The 15814-nt window shown below is 70.2% G+C and carries 10 protein-coding genes; 3 read left to right on the plus strand and 7 right to left on the minus strand.

Annotation, left to right across the window (positions count from 1 at the left end; genetic code table 11):
- The first annotated feature begins 8 nt into the window (after nucleotides 1–8).
- Both ACFXJ5_RS08485 and ACFXJ5_RS08490 read left to right on the plus strand, forming a co-directional pair.
- Nucleotides 9–1505 (plus strand): carbohydrate binding domain-containing protein, encoded by a 1497-nt coding sequence (locus tag ACFXJ5_RS08485; RefSeq protein WP_384628676.1) that lies wholly within the window; start codon nucleotides 9–11, stop codon nucleotides 1503–1505.
- Nucleotides 1506–1542: 37 nt separating this feature from the next.
- Nucleotides 1543–2721 (plus strand): polysaccharide lyase family 7 protein, encoded by a 1179-nt coding sequence (locus ACFXJ5_RS08490; protein WP_384628679.1) that lies wholly within the window; start codon nucleotides 1543–1545, stop codon nucleotides 2719–2721.
- Nucleotides 2722–2789: 68 nt separating this feature from the next.
- On the opposite strand, the gene ACFXJ5_RS08495 is transcribed toward ACFXJ5_RS08490, so the two are convergent.
- From ACFXJ5_RS08495 to ACFXJ5_RS08515, 5 genes are all read right to left on the minus strand, one after another.
- Entirely contained in the window at nucleotides 2790–5360 is a 2571-nt protein-coding gene (locus tag ACFXJ5_RS08495) for a hypothetical protein (RefSeq protein WP_384628682.1), read from the minus strand.
- A 96-nt stretch (nucleotides 5361–5456) separates the two neighbouring features.
- Complete coding sequence (locus ACFXJ5_RS08500) at nucleotides 5457–5765, minus strand: hypothetical protein (protein ID WP_384628685.1); 309 nt, start codon at nucleotides 5763–5765, stop codon at nucleotides 5457–5459.
- Nucleotide 5766: 1 nt separating this feature from the next.
- Nucleotides 5767–9645, minus strand: coding sequence for an RHS repeat-associated core domain-containing protein (locus tag ACFXJ5_RS08505; protein ID WP_384628688.1), 3879 nt, complete (start codon nucleotides 9643–9645; stop codon nucleotides 5767–5769).
- Nucleotides 9642–10376, minus strand: a complete 735-nt coding sequence (locus ACFXJ5_RS08510; protein WP_384628691.1) for a WXG100-like domain-containing protein — start codon at nucleotides 10374–10376, stop codon at nucleotides 9642–9644. The genes ACFXJ5_RS08505 and ACFXJ5_RS08510 overlap by 4 nt, the downstream gene beginning before the upstream one ends.
- Before the next feature lie 129 nt (nucleotides 10377–10505).
- Nucleotides 10506–11105 carry a TetR/AcrR family transcriptional regulator gene (locus ACFXJ5_RS08515; protein ID WP_384628694.1) on the minus strand — a complete coding sequence of 200 codons (600 nt, stop codon included), beginning with the start codon at nucleotides 11103–11105 and terminating at the stop codon, nucleotides 10506–10508.
- A gap of 236 nt (nucleotides 11106–11341) precedes the next feature.
- On the opposite strand from ACFXJ5_RS08515, the gene ACFXJ5_RS08520 reads away from it, so the two are divergent.
- On the plus strand, nucleotides 11342–13642 hold the full coding sequence (locus ACFXJ5_RS08520) for an exo-beta-d-1,3/1,6-glucosidase (RefSeq protein WP_384628697.1): 2301 nt from the start codon (nucleotides 11342–11344) through the stop codon (nucleotides 13640–13642).
- Nucleotides 13643–13914: 272 nt separating this feature from the next.
- Here ACFXJ5_RS08520 and ACFXJ5_RS08525 read toward each other — a convergent pair whose 3' ends face one another.
- Nucleotides 13915–14724, minus strand: coding sequence for an alpha/beta fold hydrolase (locus ACFXJ5_RS08525; protein ID WP_384628699.1), 810 nt, complete (start codon nucleotides 14722–14724; stop codon nucleotides 13915–13917).
- A 93-nt stretch (nucleotides 14725–14817) separates the two neighbouring features.
- Nucleotides 14818–15276, minus strand: coding sequence for a cupin domain-containing protein (locus ACFXJ5_RS08530; protein ID WP_384628702.1), 459 nt, complete (start codon nucleotides 15274–15276; stop codon nucleotides 14818–14820).
- Nucleotides 15277–15814: the final 538 nt, after the last annotated feature.

A 15814-nucleotide genomic window follows, 5' to 3' on the forward strand; every position in this document is an offset into this window, starting at 1 on the left:
AGACAGCCATGCCCACCACCGCAAGACCGCTCCTCGCCGTACTCTCCGCAGCAGCCGTCATAGCCGCCGCAGGCCTGGCGGCCACCGCGACTGCCGCCTCCGCCGACTCCGTACAGCTGCTGCAGAATCCCGGCTTCGAGACCGGCAGCCTGACCGGCTGGACCTGCTCGTCGGGCGACAAGGCGGTGACCAGCCCGGTCTCCGCCGGCTCGTACGCCCTCGCGGGGACCACCACCGGCAGCGACTACGCCCAGTGCGCCCAGACCGTGAGCGTCCAGCCCAACGCGACCTACACCCTCACCGGCAAGGTCCAGGGCTCGTACGTCTACCTGGGCGATTCCGGGACCGGGACCTCGGACACCAGCACCTGGACCTCCTCGACCGGATGGACCGGGCTGTCCACCACCTTCACCACCGGCGCCTCGACGACGTCCGTCACGGTGTGGGTGCACGGCTGGTACGCCCAGGGCACCTTCGGAGCCGACGACCTGTCGCTCACCGGCCCCTCGGGGTCCTCCACCCCCACGGCCACCCCGACGCCGACCCCCACCCCGACCCCCACCCCGACGCCCACCCCCACACCCACCGCCACCGTGCCGGCCGACACCGGCTTCCGGCACCCCGCGTACTTCATGCCGCTGGACAACACCCCGCAGTCCGTCTCCGACATCGTCAGCAACTCCGGGGAGAACGAGCTCCTGCTCGCCTTCGTGCTCGACTCCGGCAACTGCACCCCCGCCTGGGACGGCTCCAGCGCGCACACCGTCGCCTCCGACACCACCGTCCAGGCCGACGTCACGGCCCTCCGCGCGGCAGGCGGCGACGTCAGCGTCTCCTTCGGCGGCTACAACGGCACCGAGCTGGGCGCCACCTGCGGCAGCTCCTCGGCGCTCGCCGCCGCCTACCAAAAGGTGATCGACACGTACAAGCTCACCCGGATCGACCTCGACTGGGAGGGCGACGACCTCGACGCCAACATGGCGGTGCGCTGGGGCGCCATCAAGACCCTCGAGCAGAACAACCCGAGCCTGAAGGTCACCCTCACCATCCCGATGACCACCGTCGGGCTCCCCGACACCGGCAAGGACGAGATACGGCAGGCCATCAGCGCGGGTGCCCGGATCGACGTCGTCAACATCATGGACTTCGACTTCGGCCTCACCAGCGGCACCATGACCCAGGCCACCGAGACCGTCGCCAACGCCGTCAACACCCAGCTGCAGTCGCTCTACGGCTGGGACGCCGCCACCGCCTGGGCGCACACCTCGATCCAGCTGATGAACGGCCACACCGACCAGCCCAGCGAGCTGTTCACCCTGAGCACCTTCAGTGACCTGCTCGCCTTCGCCCAGAGCAAGCACGTCGCCCAGCTCTCGTACTGGGACATCAACCGCGACCGCGCCTGCGACCCCAACACGGTCCACAACTGGGCCGACGGCGCTTGCAGCAGCGTCGACCAGAACCCCTACGACTTCACCAAGATCATCACCCAGTACGCCGGCTGACCTGCCCCCACCCCAGGCGCGTAAGGACCCCCCCCACATGAAACGTCACCCCAGACTCCTCGCGGCAGCCACCGCCACGGCCGTCGCCGGCACCATCGGCCTGCTCGGCAACACCACCGCCCACGCCGCCACCGGCGGTCCGATCACCGGCCTCGGCGGCAAGTGCATCGACATCGCGAGCGCGTCGTCGGCCAACGGCGCGCACGTGCAGCTGTACGACTGCAACGGCACCGCCGCGCAGACCTGGACGGTCGGCAACTCCGACAACTCCATCCAGGCGCTCGGCAAGTGCATGGACGTGACCTCGGCGTCGACCGCCAACGGCGCCAAGGTCCAGCTCTACGACTGCAACGGCAGCGCAGCCCAGAAGTGGGCCGTCAGCAACGGCGAGCTGGTCAACACCGGCTCGGGCAAGTGCCTCGACGCCACCGGCAACTCCTCCGCCAACGGCAACCAGCTGCAGATCTGGACCTGCACCGGCGCCGCCAACCAGCTCTGGACGCTGCCCACCGGCAGCAGCAGCGGCCTCAACACCTCGGTCGCGCCCGGCGGCAACTTCAACCTGTCGGTGTGGGAACTCCAGGAGCCGGTCGGCTCACCCGGCTCGCCCACCACGATCCCGCCGTCCGCGCTCGTGGGCGCCAACGGGTTCCAGGACTCGTACTTCTACACCGACTCCTCCGACGGCGCGATGACCTTCTGGGCCCCGGAGAAGGGCGTCACCACACCCAACTCCAGCTACGCGCGCTCGGAACTACGCGAAATGAACAGCGACGGCAGCGCCGCCGACTGGGCGCTCAGCGGCACCCACCGGCTGAACGCGACCCTCCGCGTGGTCTCGGTCACCGACCACGTCGCCGTGGGCCAGATCCACCTCGGCTCCGGCGGCACGTCCACCAAGCCCCTGCTGGAGCTCTACTACTACGCGAACGGCGACATCATCGTCGGCACGGAGAACTCCCCCGACGGCGGCCAGACCCAGCACACGGTGGGCCACGTCGCCGTCGGCACGAAGTGGAGCTACACGATCGGTGTCTCCGGCGGCAACACCCTCGACCTCACCATCAACGGCACCACCACCCACTACAGCATCCCGTCGTCCTTCAACCCCTACAAGCAGTACTTCAAGGCCGGCTCGTACAACCAGTCCTCCTCCGACAGCACCACCAAGGGCGCCCGCGTCGCCTTCTACTCCCTGACCGTCGCCCACAGCTAGCTTCGGCCTCCCCGAAGCAGACCGGCCCTGCGCATGAGCGCCGGGCCGGTCTGCTTCACACGGGTGGATCAGGTCCTGACGGTGAGGTACTGCCACCCGCTCCACGTGCTGAGGTTGGTGTTGTCCGCGGTGCTGTGGACGTACTCGGAGCGGACGCGGAACTTCTGGCCGACCGCGTTGGTCAGGGTCAGCTTCACTGCCGCCGTGCTGCCGGTGGTGAGGTGGAAGCAGGCCGAGGTGGTCAGGGTGTGCCAGGCGCCGCTGTAGTACTGCTGCGCCTGGAAGAGCTGGCACTGGCCGGACTTGTTGGGCGCCACGGTGGCGCTCACCTGCGGCTTCACCGTGTGGTGGTAGACCCGGTAGTGGGTGCTGCCGTAGGTGACGGTGGTGTAGTAGCCGGCGAGCGACTCGGTGACCTTGGCGTGGTCGTGGGCCGCGTGGGTGGCCGTGGCGGGGGCATAGCGGTAGTCACCCGCGAAGGCCGCCGTGAAGGTGGTGTTGTGGGTGATCTTGTAGCCGGCCTGCAGGTTGCCGTGGCTGTCGACCGTGCCGGTCTTGACCAGCGTCTTCTTGCCACCGTAGGGCTGGGCGTAGACGCTGACCGTACGGCTGTTGTACGTCGCGCCGAGGTGCGCGGTGACGGTGGCCGTCGCGCCGTACGTGTACGACGAGGCGTTGGTGGTGACGGACAGCGAGCTCGTGGCGCGGGACACCTGGACGATCGCCGACGCGGTGGCGGCCTGGTGGGAGGCGTCACCCGGGTAGCTGACGGTGTAGGTGTTGGCGCCGCCGATGGGCGGGGTGTCCTGGATGGCGAGGGTGCCGTCGGTGCCCAGCGGCACGGTCCACTGGACGGGCGTCGTCGTGTGGGCGGCGTCCGTACGGGACACGGTGACCGTCTCACCGCTGCCGTACGGCGCGTCGCTCAGCCCGCCGGTGAACTTCAGCGTGGCGCCTCGGGTGGCCTTCGCCGGGGCGGTCAGCGTCAGGGCCGGGGCGTACGGCGAGACCTGGACGGACGCGTCCGACAACGTGGCCTCGTGCGTGGCGTCACCCGCGTACGACAGGTGGTAGGTGAACCTGCCCGCGCTGCCCGGCGCGTCGGTGACCGAGAACTCGGTGGTGGCCGGGTCGACGGTGACGGACGGCAGCGTCGTGGTCTCCTGGGTGTCCTCGTTCGTACGCGACACCTGCACCGTGGTGCCCTCGGGGAGCGTGCCCAGGTTGAACTGGGTCAGCAGGGTGCTGGTGAAAGCCACCGAACCCGGAGTCGTCGAGCTGAGGTCCGGGAACGGGATGGTGGTCGACAGCTTCGCCACATGGACCGTCAGCGAGGTGGTCGCGGCCTTGTGCGTGGCGTCACCGGCGAAGGACACCTGGTAGGTGTACGCGCCGGCGTCCTGCATGGTGTCACTGAAGCCGAACGTTCCGTCCGAGCCGATGGTCGCGTCGGGCAGCGCCACGCCGTCCCGGGTGACCTGGAGCGACGCGCCGGCCGGAACGAAGCCCTTGGTGCTCAACGACCCGGTGACCGTGTACTGCTCGGTGGGCACCGCGTAGCTCGGGGTCTTCAGGTCCAGCTGCGTGTCCGTGAGCTTCGGGCTGCTCAGTACGTTGAGGGTGTACGCCCCGGAGGCGTCCTCGGTGACCGCGTACAGCGCCGAACCGTCGGCTCCCCACACCAGGCCGTCCGGCGCGACGGTGTTGCCCGACGCGAACGTGACATGGTTCTCGGCGAGGTTCGAGCCGGCGTAGAGATACACGCCGGCGGCCGAACCCGACGTGCTGCCCACCGCGATCGTGCCGTCGGCCCCGACCGCCAGGGAGTTCGGGCCGGAGTTGACCCCGCCGGTGTAGTACACGGACGGGCTGGCGCTCCCGAGGTCCGAGGTCCGGTAGGCCTGCAGCGCGGCTGCCTGGGGAGCGGCGAGCAGCACCGTGGCGCCGTCCGGGGTGACCTCCAGTCCCGTCGCCGTACCGCCGCCGACGTACGTGTTGGCCAGGAGCGAGGCGTTGCCGGAGGAGACGTCGAAGGTGGCCACATGACTCTGGTTCTGCTGCGGCTCCTCGGCCACGAGTACGTCGGCCGCGTCGGCGCCCGTGGCGAGCAGCGGGGCGACCGACCAGTGCCCCATGCCGGGCTGCGGCGTGGCGGTCGGCTCGGCGGCGGCCGGGTCGAGAGAGCCGATACCGCCCGCGCCGTCGGCCGTGTAGCCGTACCAGACCCTGCCGTCGGCAACGGAGACAGAGACCGGGGCGCTGCCGGTGCCGGTCGGGTAGCGGGTGGACTCGGTCAGCGTGCCGGTGTCGATGGCGGAGATCGCGTCGCCGTTGGCGAGCGCGGCGTAGACCGTGCCCCCGTCGGCGGACAGCGCGAGACCGGTCGCGCCCGGCTCGTCGGCGATGGTGGTGACCGGGGCCCCGGACAGGTCCGTCACCAGGATGCCGGTCGAGCCGTCACCCTGGCTGAAGAAGATGTGCTGGTGCTGGGCATCGACCAGCATGTGCGAATAGTGGGACAACGGCAGCACTGCCGTGCTGTCGGCCCAGGCGGTGATGCCCGTGAGGCCGACGGTGGCGGTGGTCAGCCCGGCGACGACGGATATCGCCGCTGTGAGCGAGACCTGCTTGAGACGCATGGAGCTCCCTGTGAAAAGGCTGGGAACAAGCAGGTCGGACACTAACGCCTGTCACTGACAGGCACCTTGCCGGGGGTCAGGTGCTGGGGGACTCGTTCAGAGCGTCCAGGCAGGCGAATCGGCGGGCGGGGCCGGGTGGGGCTGCCAGGCCGAGAGGTCGGCGTCGGGGTCCCAGTGCGGCGCGTCGCGGCCGTAGTAGATGAGTCCGGCCCAGAACTCGGGCAGCTCGTGGAAGATCAGGTCGTCCTCCTCGTCGAAGGTCTCCCTCTCCCAGTGTTCGTTGATCCGGGCCACGGCCTCGGCGAGCGGGATGCCGTAGCGGCTCGCCATCTCGTCGGCGATGTCGTCGAGGTACTTCTCGACCTCGGCCGGTACGGGGTGCATGAGATATCTGGGTCCTGGCATGTCAGATGGTCCCTTGCAGTCCGCTGTTGAAGACACTTGCCGCCTTGGGAGTGTAGATGGCGATCTGGTGGCCGCCGAGCACGGAGGGCTTCCAGTTCATGAAGTCCTTGAGGTTCAGCAGCATGGGGCCCTCGACGCTGTCGTAGCCGTGGTTCTTGTTCTCGCCCTTACGGCTCTTGTACAGCCAGTCGTCCAGGGACTCGCCACTGTTCGCGTCGAACTTCTTGTTGTTCAGCTTGTCCAGTTCCGCCTGGTCGACGCGGTAGTGCAGGACGGCCGGCTCGCCGTCCTTTCCGGCGATGCGCTTCGCCCACTTCTCCGCCTGGGTGCGGTTGTTGGTGGTGTAGAACCCGCCGGTTCCGAAGTCCATGTTCCGCTTGCTGTACGTCGGGTCGATGCCGTTCTTGATGATCGCGTCGGCGCCGGCCTTGTTCGTCCCGTGGTAGAGGTTGACGTACGGGGCCAGACCCAGCGGGTCGGTCATCCGGTGCGGGTTGTCGACGTACGTGACCGGGTTCGGCGCCGGGCTGAGGCCCAGTGGGTCCGGGCTCAGGTAGCGGCCGGTGCCGGGGTCGTAGTAGCGGTGGAAGTTGTAGTGGAGGCCGCTCTCCGCGTCGAAGTACTGGCCGGGGAAGCGCAGCGGGGTGTACGCGGTGGAGTCGAGGTTCCAGGTGGTGGTGCCCCAGAGGGTGGTGCGGGCGCGCCAGGAGATCTCACCGGATTCGTCCACGAGTTCGGTGGGGGCGCCGACGAGATCGGTGACGATGGCGAAGAAGCGCCGGTCGATCTCCTCCTGGTCCTGGTCGGCCTTGTACTCGGTCTGGGCGATCGGGCGCAGGCCGTTGTAGTCCCAGGCGATCGAGACGGCCGGGGCGCCGTCGGCGCGGGTGGTGGTCTGTTCGGCGAGGGTGGCGCCGTCCCAGGTGAAGGTGGTCTCCTCGGCGATCCCCCCGTCGGCGGTGAGACGGCGTTTGGCGATCCGGCGCCCGAGGGGGTCGTAGAGGTACGTCCAGGTCTCGCCGTCGGGGGTGGTGACCCGGGTGAGCCGGTCGTCGACGTCCCACTGGAACGTCCAGGTCTCCGGGGCCCTGGAGAGCCGTTTGCGCTGCCGCAGCGTCATCCGGCCGAGTGCGTCGTGTTCGTAGCGCACGTTGCCGGCGGTGGAGATCCGGGTGCCGGTGTAGCGGCGCTCGCCCCGGGACTCGGTCATGGGGAGCCCGTCGGGCCACTGGGCCTCGGACTGGTTGCCTGCGGCGTCGTAGGCGTAACTCTCGCTCCAGTCACGGGCGTTGACGCCTGTGACGCGGCCCATGGCGTCTAGGGTGTGGCGCAGGGACCCCTGGGCGGGGTCGTCGACTCCGGTGAGGTGGCCGTCGGGGCGGTAGGTGTACTCCCGCTGCTGGAGCAGCCGGGCGCCCGGACCGGTCAGCCGCTGGGCGGTCAGCCGGCCGAGGGCGTCCCAGCTCTGCGTGATCTCGCAGCCGCCGCCCAGGGAACGGGCCGTCTCCCGGCCGCCGGCGTCGCGGGTGAAGCGGAAGGCCCGGCCGGCGGTGGTCATCCGCTCGATCTGCCCGGCGGCGTCGTACTCCCAGGTGGTGACCGCGCCGGAGGGGGTGGTGCGGCTGGTCCTGCGGTCCAGGATGTCGTGGGTGAAGCTCAGGGTCCGGCCGTTGTGGGTCTCGGACAGGAGCCGCCCGGTCTCGTCCCGGGCGTACTCCAGGACCGCGTCGGCGTTGGCGGCCCGCACCAGGCGGCACCCCGGATCGTAGGCGTAGGTGGTGACCTGGCCTTCCGCGTCCCGCTCCACCACATTGCCGAGGACGTCGTACGTGAGGCGGATGACCTGGCCCTGGGCGTCGGTACGGGTGGTCAGCTGCCCGGTGGCGTCGTGGGTGTAGCTGAGGGTGCGGCCGTCGAAGTCGGTCTCGGTGGTGAGGCGGCCGAGCGGGTCGTACGCGTAGTCCCAGGTGAGGCCCGCCGGGTCGGTGACACGGGTGAGGCGCAACTGCGCGTCGTGCTCGAACGCGTGGCGTACGCCGTCGGGGGTGGTGCGGGCGCACAGCACGTCGAAGTGGCCGTACTCGAAGGTGGTGACGCCGCCCATGGCGTCGGTGTGCGTGACGCAGTTGCCCTCGCCGTCGTAGGTCCAGAAGCGCCGCGCGCCGTCCGGGTCGATCCGGGCGGTGACCCTGCCTTCGCCGTCCCGGACGACGCGGGTCGTGGCGCCGAGGGGGTCGGTCACGGAGACGACCTCGCCGAAGGCGTCGCGCTCCAGCGTCGTGACGGCGCCGAGGGCGTCGGTGAAGGCGATCGGGAGGCCGGCGGCGTCACAGCGGATCCCGGAGGTCCGGCCGAGCGCGTCGGTGACGGAGACCGGGCGGCCCCGGTCGTCGTAGCCGTAACGGGTGACCACACCGCCGGGGGCGGTCAGCGCGATGCGGTTGCCCCGGGCGTCGTACTCCTGGTGCCAGGTGGTGCCGTCGGGGTCGGTGACGGTGGCCGGCAGCCCGAGGTCGTTGTACGTGGCGGTGGCGCGCAGCCCGTCCGGGCGGGTGACCGCGGTGATGCGGCCCTGCTCGTCGTACGCGAAAGAGGTGGTGCGGCCGAACGGGTCGATGACGGCGGTGAGCCGGTCGTGCTCGTCGTGCGGGGTGCGGGTGGTGTTGCCGAGCGCGTCGGTCTCGGCGACGACCTGGAGCCGGTCGTTGATCAGGTAACGGGTGGTGTGGCCTGCGGCGTTGGTGACCGTGGTGACCCGGTGGCCGGTGGCGGGGTCGATGTCGTCGTAGGCGAAGCGCAGCGTGATGTGGCCGGCCTCGCCGCCCTCCGACACGCAACGGCCGAGGGCGTCGTACGCGTACTCGTACCGCCGGTCGTTGCTGTCGGTCCAGGAGGTGACCCGGGCCTGCTCGTCGTAGGTCAGCCGCAGCGAGCCGCCGGAGGGGTCGGTGACGGCGGTGAGGTTGCCGTCGGTGTAGGCGTAACGCCGGATCTCCTGGCCGCCCAGGTGGAGGGCGGTGACCCGGCCGTCCTCGGTGGTGAGGGTGAGCCGGTGGCCGGCGTGGTGGCGGATCGCGGTGGGGGCACCGGTGTCGGCGTCGTGGTCGAAGGTGATCCAGTTGCCGTTGCGGTCGGATATCTCGTCCAGCAGTGCCAGACCCCGGTCGTGGACCGCTGCCGTGAAGTGCCGGGTGTGGCCGGTGTCGGGGTCGTGGACCGCCCATTCGCCCTCGGCGGTACAGGTCAGCGGCCTACGCGGCCCGCTCACCGGCAGCACCGGCTCGCCGCCCGGTTCCGGATGCGGGTAGGACAGCAGCAGGCCGTCCTCCGTGACCAGCACCACGCCCCGCTCGTCCAGCTCCAGCCGCTGGTCGGCCGTGGACGACCACGACGGCCCGAACCAACGGCCCACCCGATACCCGGACTCCACCCGGCGGCCGAACACCAGCGGTAGCGCGCCGGGCAGCACGAGGTCGGTCTGCGGCAGGAACATCCGGCCGCTGGCCATGTCGACCGGGTCGCTTCCCCCGGAGTTCACGGACTGCGGCGGCCGGGTGCTGTTGTTCGGGTGCAGGTCGTCGGTCTGGTCGCGGGCACCGCCCTTGGGCTGTCCGCCCCCGCCGCCGTGGTTCCCGCCGCGGCCCCCGCCGCCTGTGGCGTGCGGATCGCGGGGCATGTCGTCCTTGCCGCCGCCCTTGAGGATCTTCTCCATCTCCGAGGCGTGCTTGGCGTCGTTCTCGGCGTGGTTCTCGGCGACCTTCTTCAGCCGGTTCCCGGTGCCGTGGTAAAGGTCCTTGACCGCCTTGCCGGCATCGTCGCCCAGCGTCGTGCCCAGCTTCCGGGCGCCGTCCTCCAGCGCCTGGGTGATCCTGTTCTTCACTCGAAGCTCACCCCGGCCACCCTGGTCTTGAACTCCGCGGCGTGCGAGGCCACCGTCTCCGCGTGGTCGTGCAACAACTGCGCCCGCGACGTCAACTGCTCCGGGTGGATCGAGAAACCGGTCCCCACCCCGCCCGCCCCCGCATCCGCCGACACCCCGAGCGCGGACTCCGCGGCCTGGAACACCATCCCGCTCACCGCCCGGCCCACCACCTCGACCAGTGGATTGACGGCCGCCTCGATGACCTCGCCGATGATGTACTGCTCCAACTGCTGTTCCAGGTAGTTCACAGCCTTCTCCGCCGCCGCGATGATCGCCGCCTCCGCCACCTCCGCCAGCCCGAAGGTCAGCACAGCGGCCGCCTGGTCCGCCACGAACGACACGGCCAGAGCCACCAGTTCGGCGATCGCCGCCGCCTTCATCCCCACGATCACATCCGCGGCCACATCCAGCGCCGTCGCCACCGTATGACACGCCGTCACCAGTTCCGACATGTGACTGGAGGACAACTGCTCCCACTTCACCAGCAACGCCTCGTACGAGGCGCCCTGATACACATCGGCCAGTTTCTTCACCGTCGCCGTCGAGTCCTGATGCGTCTGGTCCACATTCGACCCGAAATCCCGCACGTGCGACGCGAACTCCCGGACGCTGTCCTCATTCACGTTCGGCCAGTTGATCCCGATGAACTGCAGTAACGACACGACCTCATCGGGCAGCTCGATCGCCACCACAACCACCCCCGCACAACGACAGCCTCAGGCACACCAGCAGAAGCCTGCCTTCCGCTTGGCAAGGAAACGGCAAACAAACGCCCTGGATCAGGTCAGCCATCCCCTCCCGCAGGCCCGTCCGTGCGCTCAGAGCGGGACGGTGAGTTGCGCCTGGACGTGCGCGTGCAGCACACCCGCCATGTCCGTCACGCAGTCGCTGAGAAGCCACTGCACCTGGAGCCCGTCCATCAGGGCGATCAGCTGCTGGGCCGCCGCGTCGGGAGTGATGCCCGCGCGCAACGCGCCCTCGTCGCAAGCCTGTTGGTAGGCGCGCCGCGCGTCCGCGACCGAGGCCCGGTACCGCCGTACGAAATAGGCGTGGGCGGGGTGGTCGGCGGCGGTCGCCTCCGCCGCGAGGACCGAGAAGAGCTCCACGATCCCGCGTCGCGTCGCGTTCAGCGCGGCCAGATCGACCAGGCGGCGCAGCCGGCCGACGCCGACCGGATCGCCGAGGGAGAGCCACGCGTCGTCGACCTCGTCCCGGTGCTCCAGCACCGCGAGCAGCAGTGATTCCTTGGTCGGAAAGTGATGCAGCAGTCCGGGGTGCGAGATTCCGCAGCGGGTCGCGATCGTACGGAGCGACGCGCCCCGGTAGCCGGCCTCGCCGAACATCGACATGGCCTGGCCGAGGATCTCGCTCCGCTTCGCGCGGCCTTTCGCGTAGCCGCGCCGCACTTCGACGGCCATCGCGTCACTCTCCCGGTTCTGCCGGTCGGGGTCACCAGCACACGCGCACGGAATCACCTGCGTACGGACAACATACCTACCACCTGGTCGGCATTGGGCGTACCGTACGTCATGGAGCGGTTCCTGCCCGCGGAGCCGTGCGTGGGAGCGCTCCGATTCCGACGGCACCACCGCGCCACCGCGCCACCTGATCCGTGTGCCCCGCGAACGCCACCGACGTTGTGAAAGGAACCCCTGTGGGCCCGTTCCCGCCCTACCGCGACCCCTCGCTGCCCGTGGCAGAGCGGGTCACCGACCTTCTCGGCCGTATGACGCTGCCCGAGAAGGTCGGTCAGATGCTCCAGCTGAACGCGAAGGACGGCGTACGGCACCTCGTCGAGGACTTCCACGCCGGTTCGATCCTCCACGCCGCGCCCGAGCGGGTCCTGGAAGCGGCCGAGCTCACCGAGCGGAGCCGCCTGCGCATCCCGCTCCTCGTCGCGGAGGACTGCATCCACGGCCACTCCTTCTGGGAGGGCGCGACGATCTACCCCACGCAGCTCGGCATGGCCGCGACCTGGGACCCGGAACTCGTGGAGCGCATCGCCCGCGCCACGGCCGTCGAGGTCGCGGCGACCGGGGTCCACTGGACGTTCTCCCCGGTGCTCTGCATCACGCGCGACCTACGCTGGGGCCGGGTGAGCGAGACGTTCGGCGAGGACCCCTTCCTCATCGGTGAACTCGCCTCGGCGATGGTGCGCGGCTACCAGGGCGAGGGACTGGACGATCCGACCGCGATCCTGGCCTGCGCCAAGCACTTCGCGGGCTACTCCGAGACACAGGGCGGCCGGGACGCGAGCGAGGCGGACATCTCGCGGCGCAAGCTCCGCTCGTGGTTCCTGCCTCCGTTCGAACGTGTGGCCCGCGAGGGCTGCCGTACGTTCATGCTGGGCTACCAGTCGATGGACGGCGTGCCCATCACGGTGAACAACTGGCTGCTCAACGAGGTGCTGCGCGGCGAATGGCGCTACACCGGCACCCTGATCACCGACTGGGACAACGTCGGCCGCATGGTGTGGGAGCAGCACATCTTCGCCGACCACGCGCAGGCCGCCGCCGCGGCGGTCCGCGCGGGCAACGACATGGTGATGACGACACCTCAGTTCTTCGCGGGCGCCCAGGAGGCGGTCGTCCAGGGCACCCTCGACGAGGCGGAGATCGACGCGGCGGTTCGCCGGATCCTCACCCTCAAGTTCGAGCTGGGCCTGTTCGAGAACCCGCGCCGCCCCGACACCGACCGTCAGGCGCTCGTCATCGGCAGCGCCGAGCACGCCGAGCTGAACCTCGAAGCGGCCCGCCGCTCGCTGGTCCTGCTCACCAACGACGGCACCCTGCCGCTCGCCGGCGGCTTCGAGGCCGGCGACGACGGCCGCGCCCTCGCCGGACCCGCCGGACCCGCCGGCCCGCCCCGTACCGTCGCCGTCGTCGGGCCCAACGCCGACGACGCCCAGACCCAGCTCGGCGACTGGGCCGGTTCCTCGGGCCAGGCCGACTGGCTGCCCGACGGCCACCCGCGCGCCATGATCCGGACCGTACTCGACGGCTTCCGCGAGCACGTTCCCGCGGACTGGACCGTCACCCACGCGCGGGGCGCCGACATTTCGACCGTCGGTCCCGACCCCGAGGGCGCGTTCTTCCCCGACGGCCAGCCCCGCCCCGAGGTCGTCGTCCCGGCCGCCCCCGACGAGGCCCTCATCGCCGAGGCCGTGGCCGCCGCCCGGGTCGCCGACTACGCCGTCGCCGTCGTCGGCGACCGTATCGAGCTGGTCGGGGAGGGACGGTCGACCGCGACCCTGGAACTCGTCGGCGGCCAGGTCGCCCTGCTGGACGCCCTCGCCGCCACCGGCACACCGCTCGTGGTCGTCGTCATCAGCTCCAAACCCCTCGTGCTGCCGCCCTCCGCGCTCGGCGCGGCGGCGATCGTGCACGCCTTCAACCCGGGTATGGCCGGGGGCCGGGCCGTGGCCGAACTGCTGCTGGGCCTGATCGAGCCCTCCGGGCGGCTGCCGATCTCCTTCGCCCGGCACGCGGGCCAGCAGCCGACGTACTACAACCAGGTGCGCGGCCAGCACGGCAGCCGCTACGCCGACCTCACGCAGAGCCCGGCCTTCGCCTTCGGGGAAGGCATGAGCTACACCACGGTCGACTACACCGACCTGGAGGTGCTCGCCCCCGTCGTCGGGACGGGCGGCACCGTGCGCGCGCGGCTCACCCTCCACAACACCGGCACCCGGCCCGCGCTGGAGACCGTTCAGGTGTACATCAGCGACTCCGTCACCTCGGTGACCTGGGCCGAGAAGGAACTGAAGGCCTACCGGCAGGTGAGCCTCGCCCCCGGCATGTCGCGCGAGGTCTCCGTCGAACTGCCGGTCGCGGAGTGCACGATCGTGGACGCCGAGGGGAACCGCCTGGTCGAACCGGGCGACTTCGAACTGCTCGTCGGCCCGTCTTCCCGCGACGAGTCGCTCCTACGCGCGGGCTTCACCGTGAAGAACTGAGGCCACGGACAGCACACCCGTAAAGAGCCCAGGTCACAGAAGTGACCTGGGCTCTTTACGGGTGGAACCGCCTCCGGGATTCGAACTGGGCGCCCCCTCCCAACTTTTGAGGCGGGATGCCGCGATTCGCCTGATCCAGACGGCCCGCGGTGGATCCCGTGCCTCCGCCGCCCGCTATCTCGGCCTCACGCTCGGGGCAGTTAGTAGCCGGGCCGGGTGCTGAACCATGGTCGGGTCTCCATGGGTGACGGGGGTCGGCAGGCGGTCGCGGCTCAGCCCGCGAAGGCGGAGAAGTCGGTGTCCGCGCTGTCCCAGATCGCGTGCTGGACCTGGTCGGGGGTTTCGAGCTGCGGGGAGTGGCCGGTGCCGGTCAGCAGCTGGAACTGGGCCGGCGGGATGGCCGCGGCGTAAGCGCGCCCGTAGTCGACGTCGACGATCCGGTCGCTCTCGCCCCACAGCACCAGGGTCGGGATCTCCAGCGTCCCCAGGCGTCCGGCCAGGGCCGGGTCGCTCATCGCGGTACCGGCATAGGCGGCCAGCGCGGCCCGGTTGCCGGCCGCGACTGTCTGCGCCGCCGGGGGCAGGGTGGCGGGGTCGAAGCGGAACGGATCGGGGTTGTGGAAGCTGAGCTCGAAGACCTGATCCATGGTCAGGGAGAAGAAGTCGGCGACAGGGTGGCCGGGGACCTCGATCCCGACGGCGTCGATCAGGACGATGCCGCTGACCCGCGGCGACTTCAGCAGCGCGATCTCGGCGGTGATCCACCCGCCCATCGAGTTGCCGATGACGGTGACGTCGGCCAGGTCCAGCCGGTCCAGCAGCGCGCCGTAGAGCGCGGCCAGGTCGGGGATCGCCGTCAGGGCCTCGGGCCGGACGGTGCCTCCGAAGCCCGGGTGGGTCGGGACGAGCACGCGCACATCGTGGGCGGCGGCGAACTTCTCGGCGAACCCGGTCACCGACTGCGGGCCGGCCCCGCCATGCAGCAGCAGGAACGGCTGCCCGGACCCGTACTCGGCGACGGACACCTCGACCGGGCCGATTCCGGCGAGGGTGACGGTGTACTGCGTGGTGGTGCTGCTCACGGCCTTCTCCTTGATCGTTGCTGGTCCCGGATGCCGGGCGGCCTGCGGAGGAATCGACGGACCGGGTTGGGGTGCGGGTGCGGGTGCTGGTGCTCAGGCGAAGTCGGTGGCCGGTTCGGTTGCGTACCGGCTCATCGCCTCGACCGTCGTCTCGGGGGTCAGCGGCCGGCCGTCGGCGATCATGTCGCGCAGGTCCCGGAAGTAGTTGACGTACAGATCCGGGGTGAACGTGTTGAGCAGGACCGTCGTGCCGTCGGTCGGGTTGGCGAAGGTGTGCGGGGCACCGGGCGGAATCATGACCAGCGTTCCGGCGGGCGCGTCGTACACGCTCTCACCCACGGTGAACCGGGCCGCGCCGGACACCACGTAGAAGCCCTCGTCGTGCCGGGCGTGCCGGTGCTGCGGCGGACCGTCGGTGTGCGGGGCGAGGGTGATCTCCCCGACCCCCAGGCGATGGCCGGTCGTACTGCCGTCCTCCAGGATCCGCATCCGGGTCGGCCCGAGCTGGATCGACTCGCCGGCGTCCGGGCCCACCACTGAGACGTCTGCCATCTGAACCTCCAACTAAGAGAGAGTGTCATCGTTACTGGGGTTGACTCTCACGAATATATGCGACCCACTCACGTCGTGCAAGTGGACTCTCACGATGAGTATTTACTCGCCTCGATTGCCGGCTCGGTCGCCCACAAGTCCGGCATCGGCGACAGTCCAGGGCAGCTGTTCGCGAACTCGCCGACCCGGTCAGCCTGGCCGAGATCGCCAAGCGCGCCGAGGTGCATACGTTGGCGCCATGGGCCGCTGGAGCCGGTCGCACAGCTGAATCAAACGGCGGGCCGTCGACAGCGAAGGATCGCGCCGTCCGGGGGACATCGTGACACCCACGCCCGTCGCGGACTTCGCGGGGAAGCGCACGGCGGACGGCATCGCCTCGCAGTACCAGGACCTGACGAAGCTCGCCACGGTGCTGGTGATCGTGCCGCTGCTGGTGCTCGGCGCCTCTTCCGCCCGGCTGTCCGTCTCGCGCCGCGACACGCGGCTGGCCATGCTGCGGCTGCTGGGCGCCGGTGCGGACCGCGGGGATGGCGGCTCC

Source organism: Streptomyces sp. NPDC059373 (genome assembly GCF_042751495.1).
Lineage (GTDB): Bacteria > Actinomycetota > Actinomycetes > Streptomycetales > Streptomycetaceae > Actinacidiphila.

Excerpts from the sequence above, each read along its gene's own strand:
- ACFXJ5_RS08515 (WP_384628694.1), bottom strand. The coding sequence starts at position 11,105 with ATGGCCGTCGAAGTGCGGCGCGGCTACGCGAAAGGCCGCGCGAAGCGG.
- ACFXJ5_RS08530 (WP_384628702.1), bottom strand. The coding sequence starts at position 15,276 with ATGGCAGACGTCTCAGTGGTGGGCCCGGACGCCGGCGAGTCGATCCAG.
- ACFXJ5_RS08495 (WP_384628682.1), bottom strand. The coding sequence starts at position 5,360 with ATGCGTCTCAAGCAGGTCTCGCTCACAGCGGCGATATCCGTCGTCGCC.
- ACFXJ5_RS08490 (WP_384628679.1), top strand. The coding sequence starts at position 1,543 with ATGAAACGTCACCCCAGACTCCTCGCGGCAGCCACCGCCACGGCCGTC.
- ACFXJ5_RS08485 (WP_384628676.1), top strand. The coding sequence starts at position 9 with ATGCCCACCACCGCAAGACCGCTCCTCGCCGTACTCTCCGCAGCAGCC.
- ACFXJ5_RS08500 (WP_384628685.1), bottom strand. The coding sequence starts at position 5,765 with ATGCCAGGACCCAGATATCTCATGCACCCCGTACCGGCCGAGGTCGAG.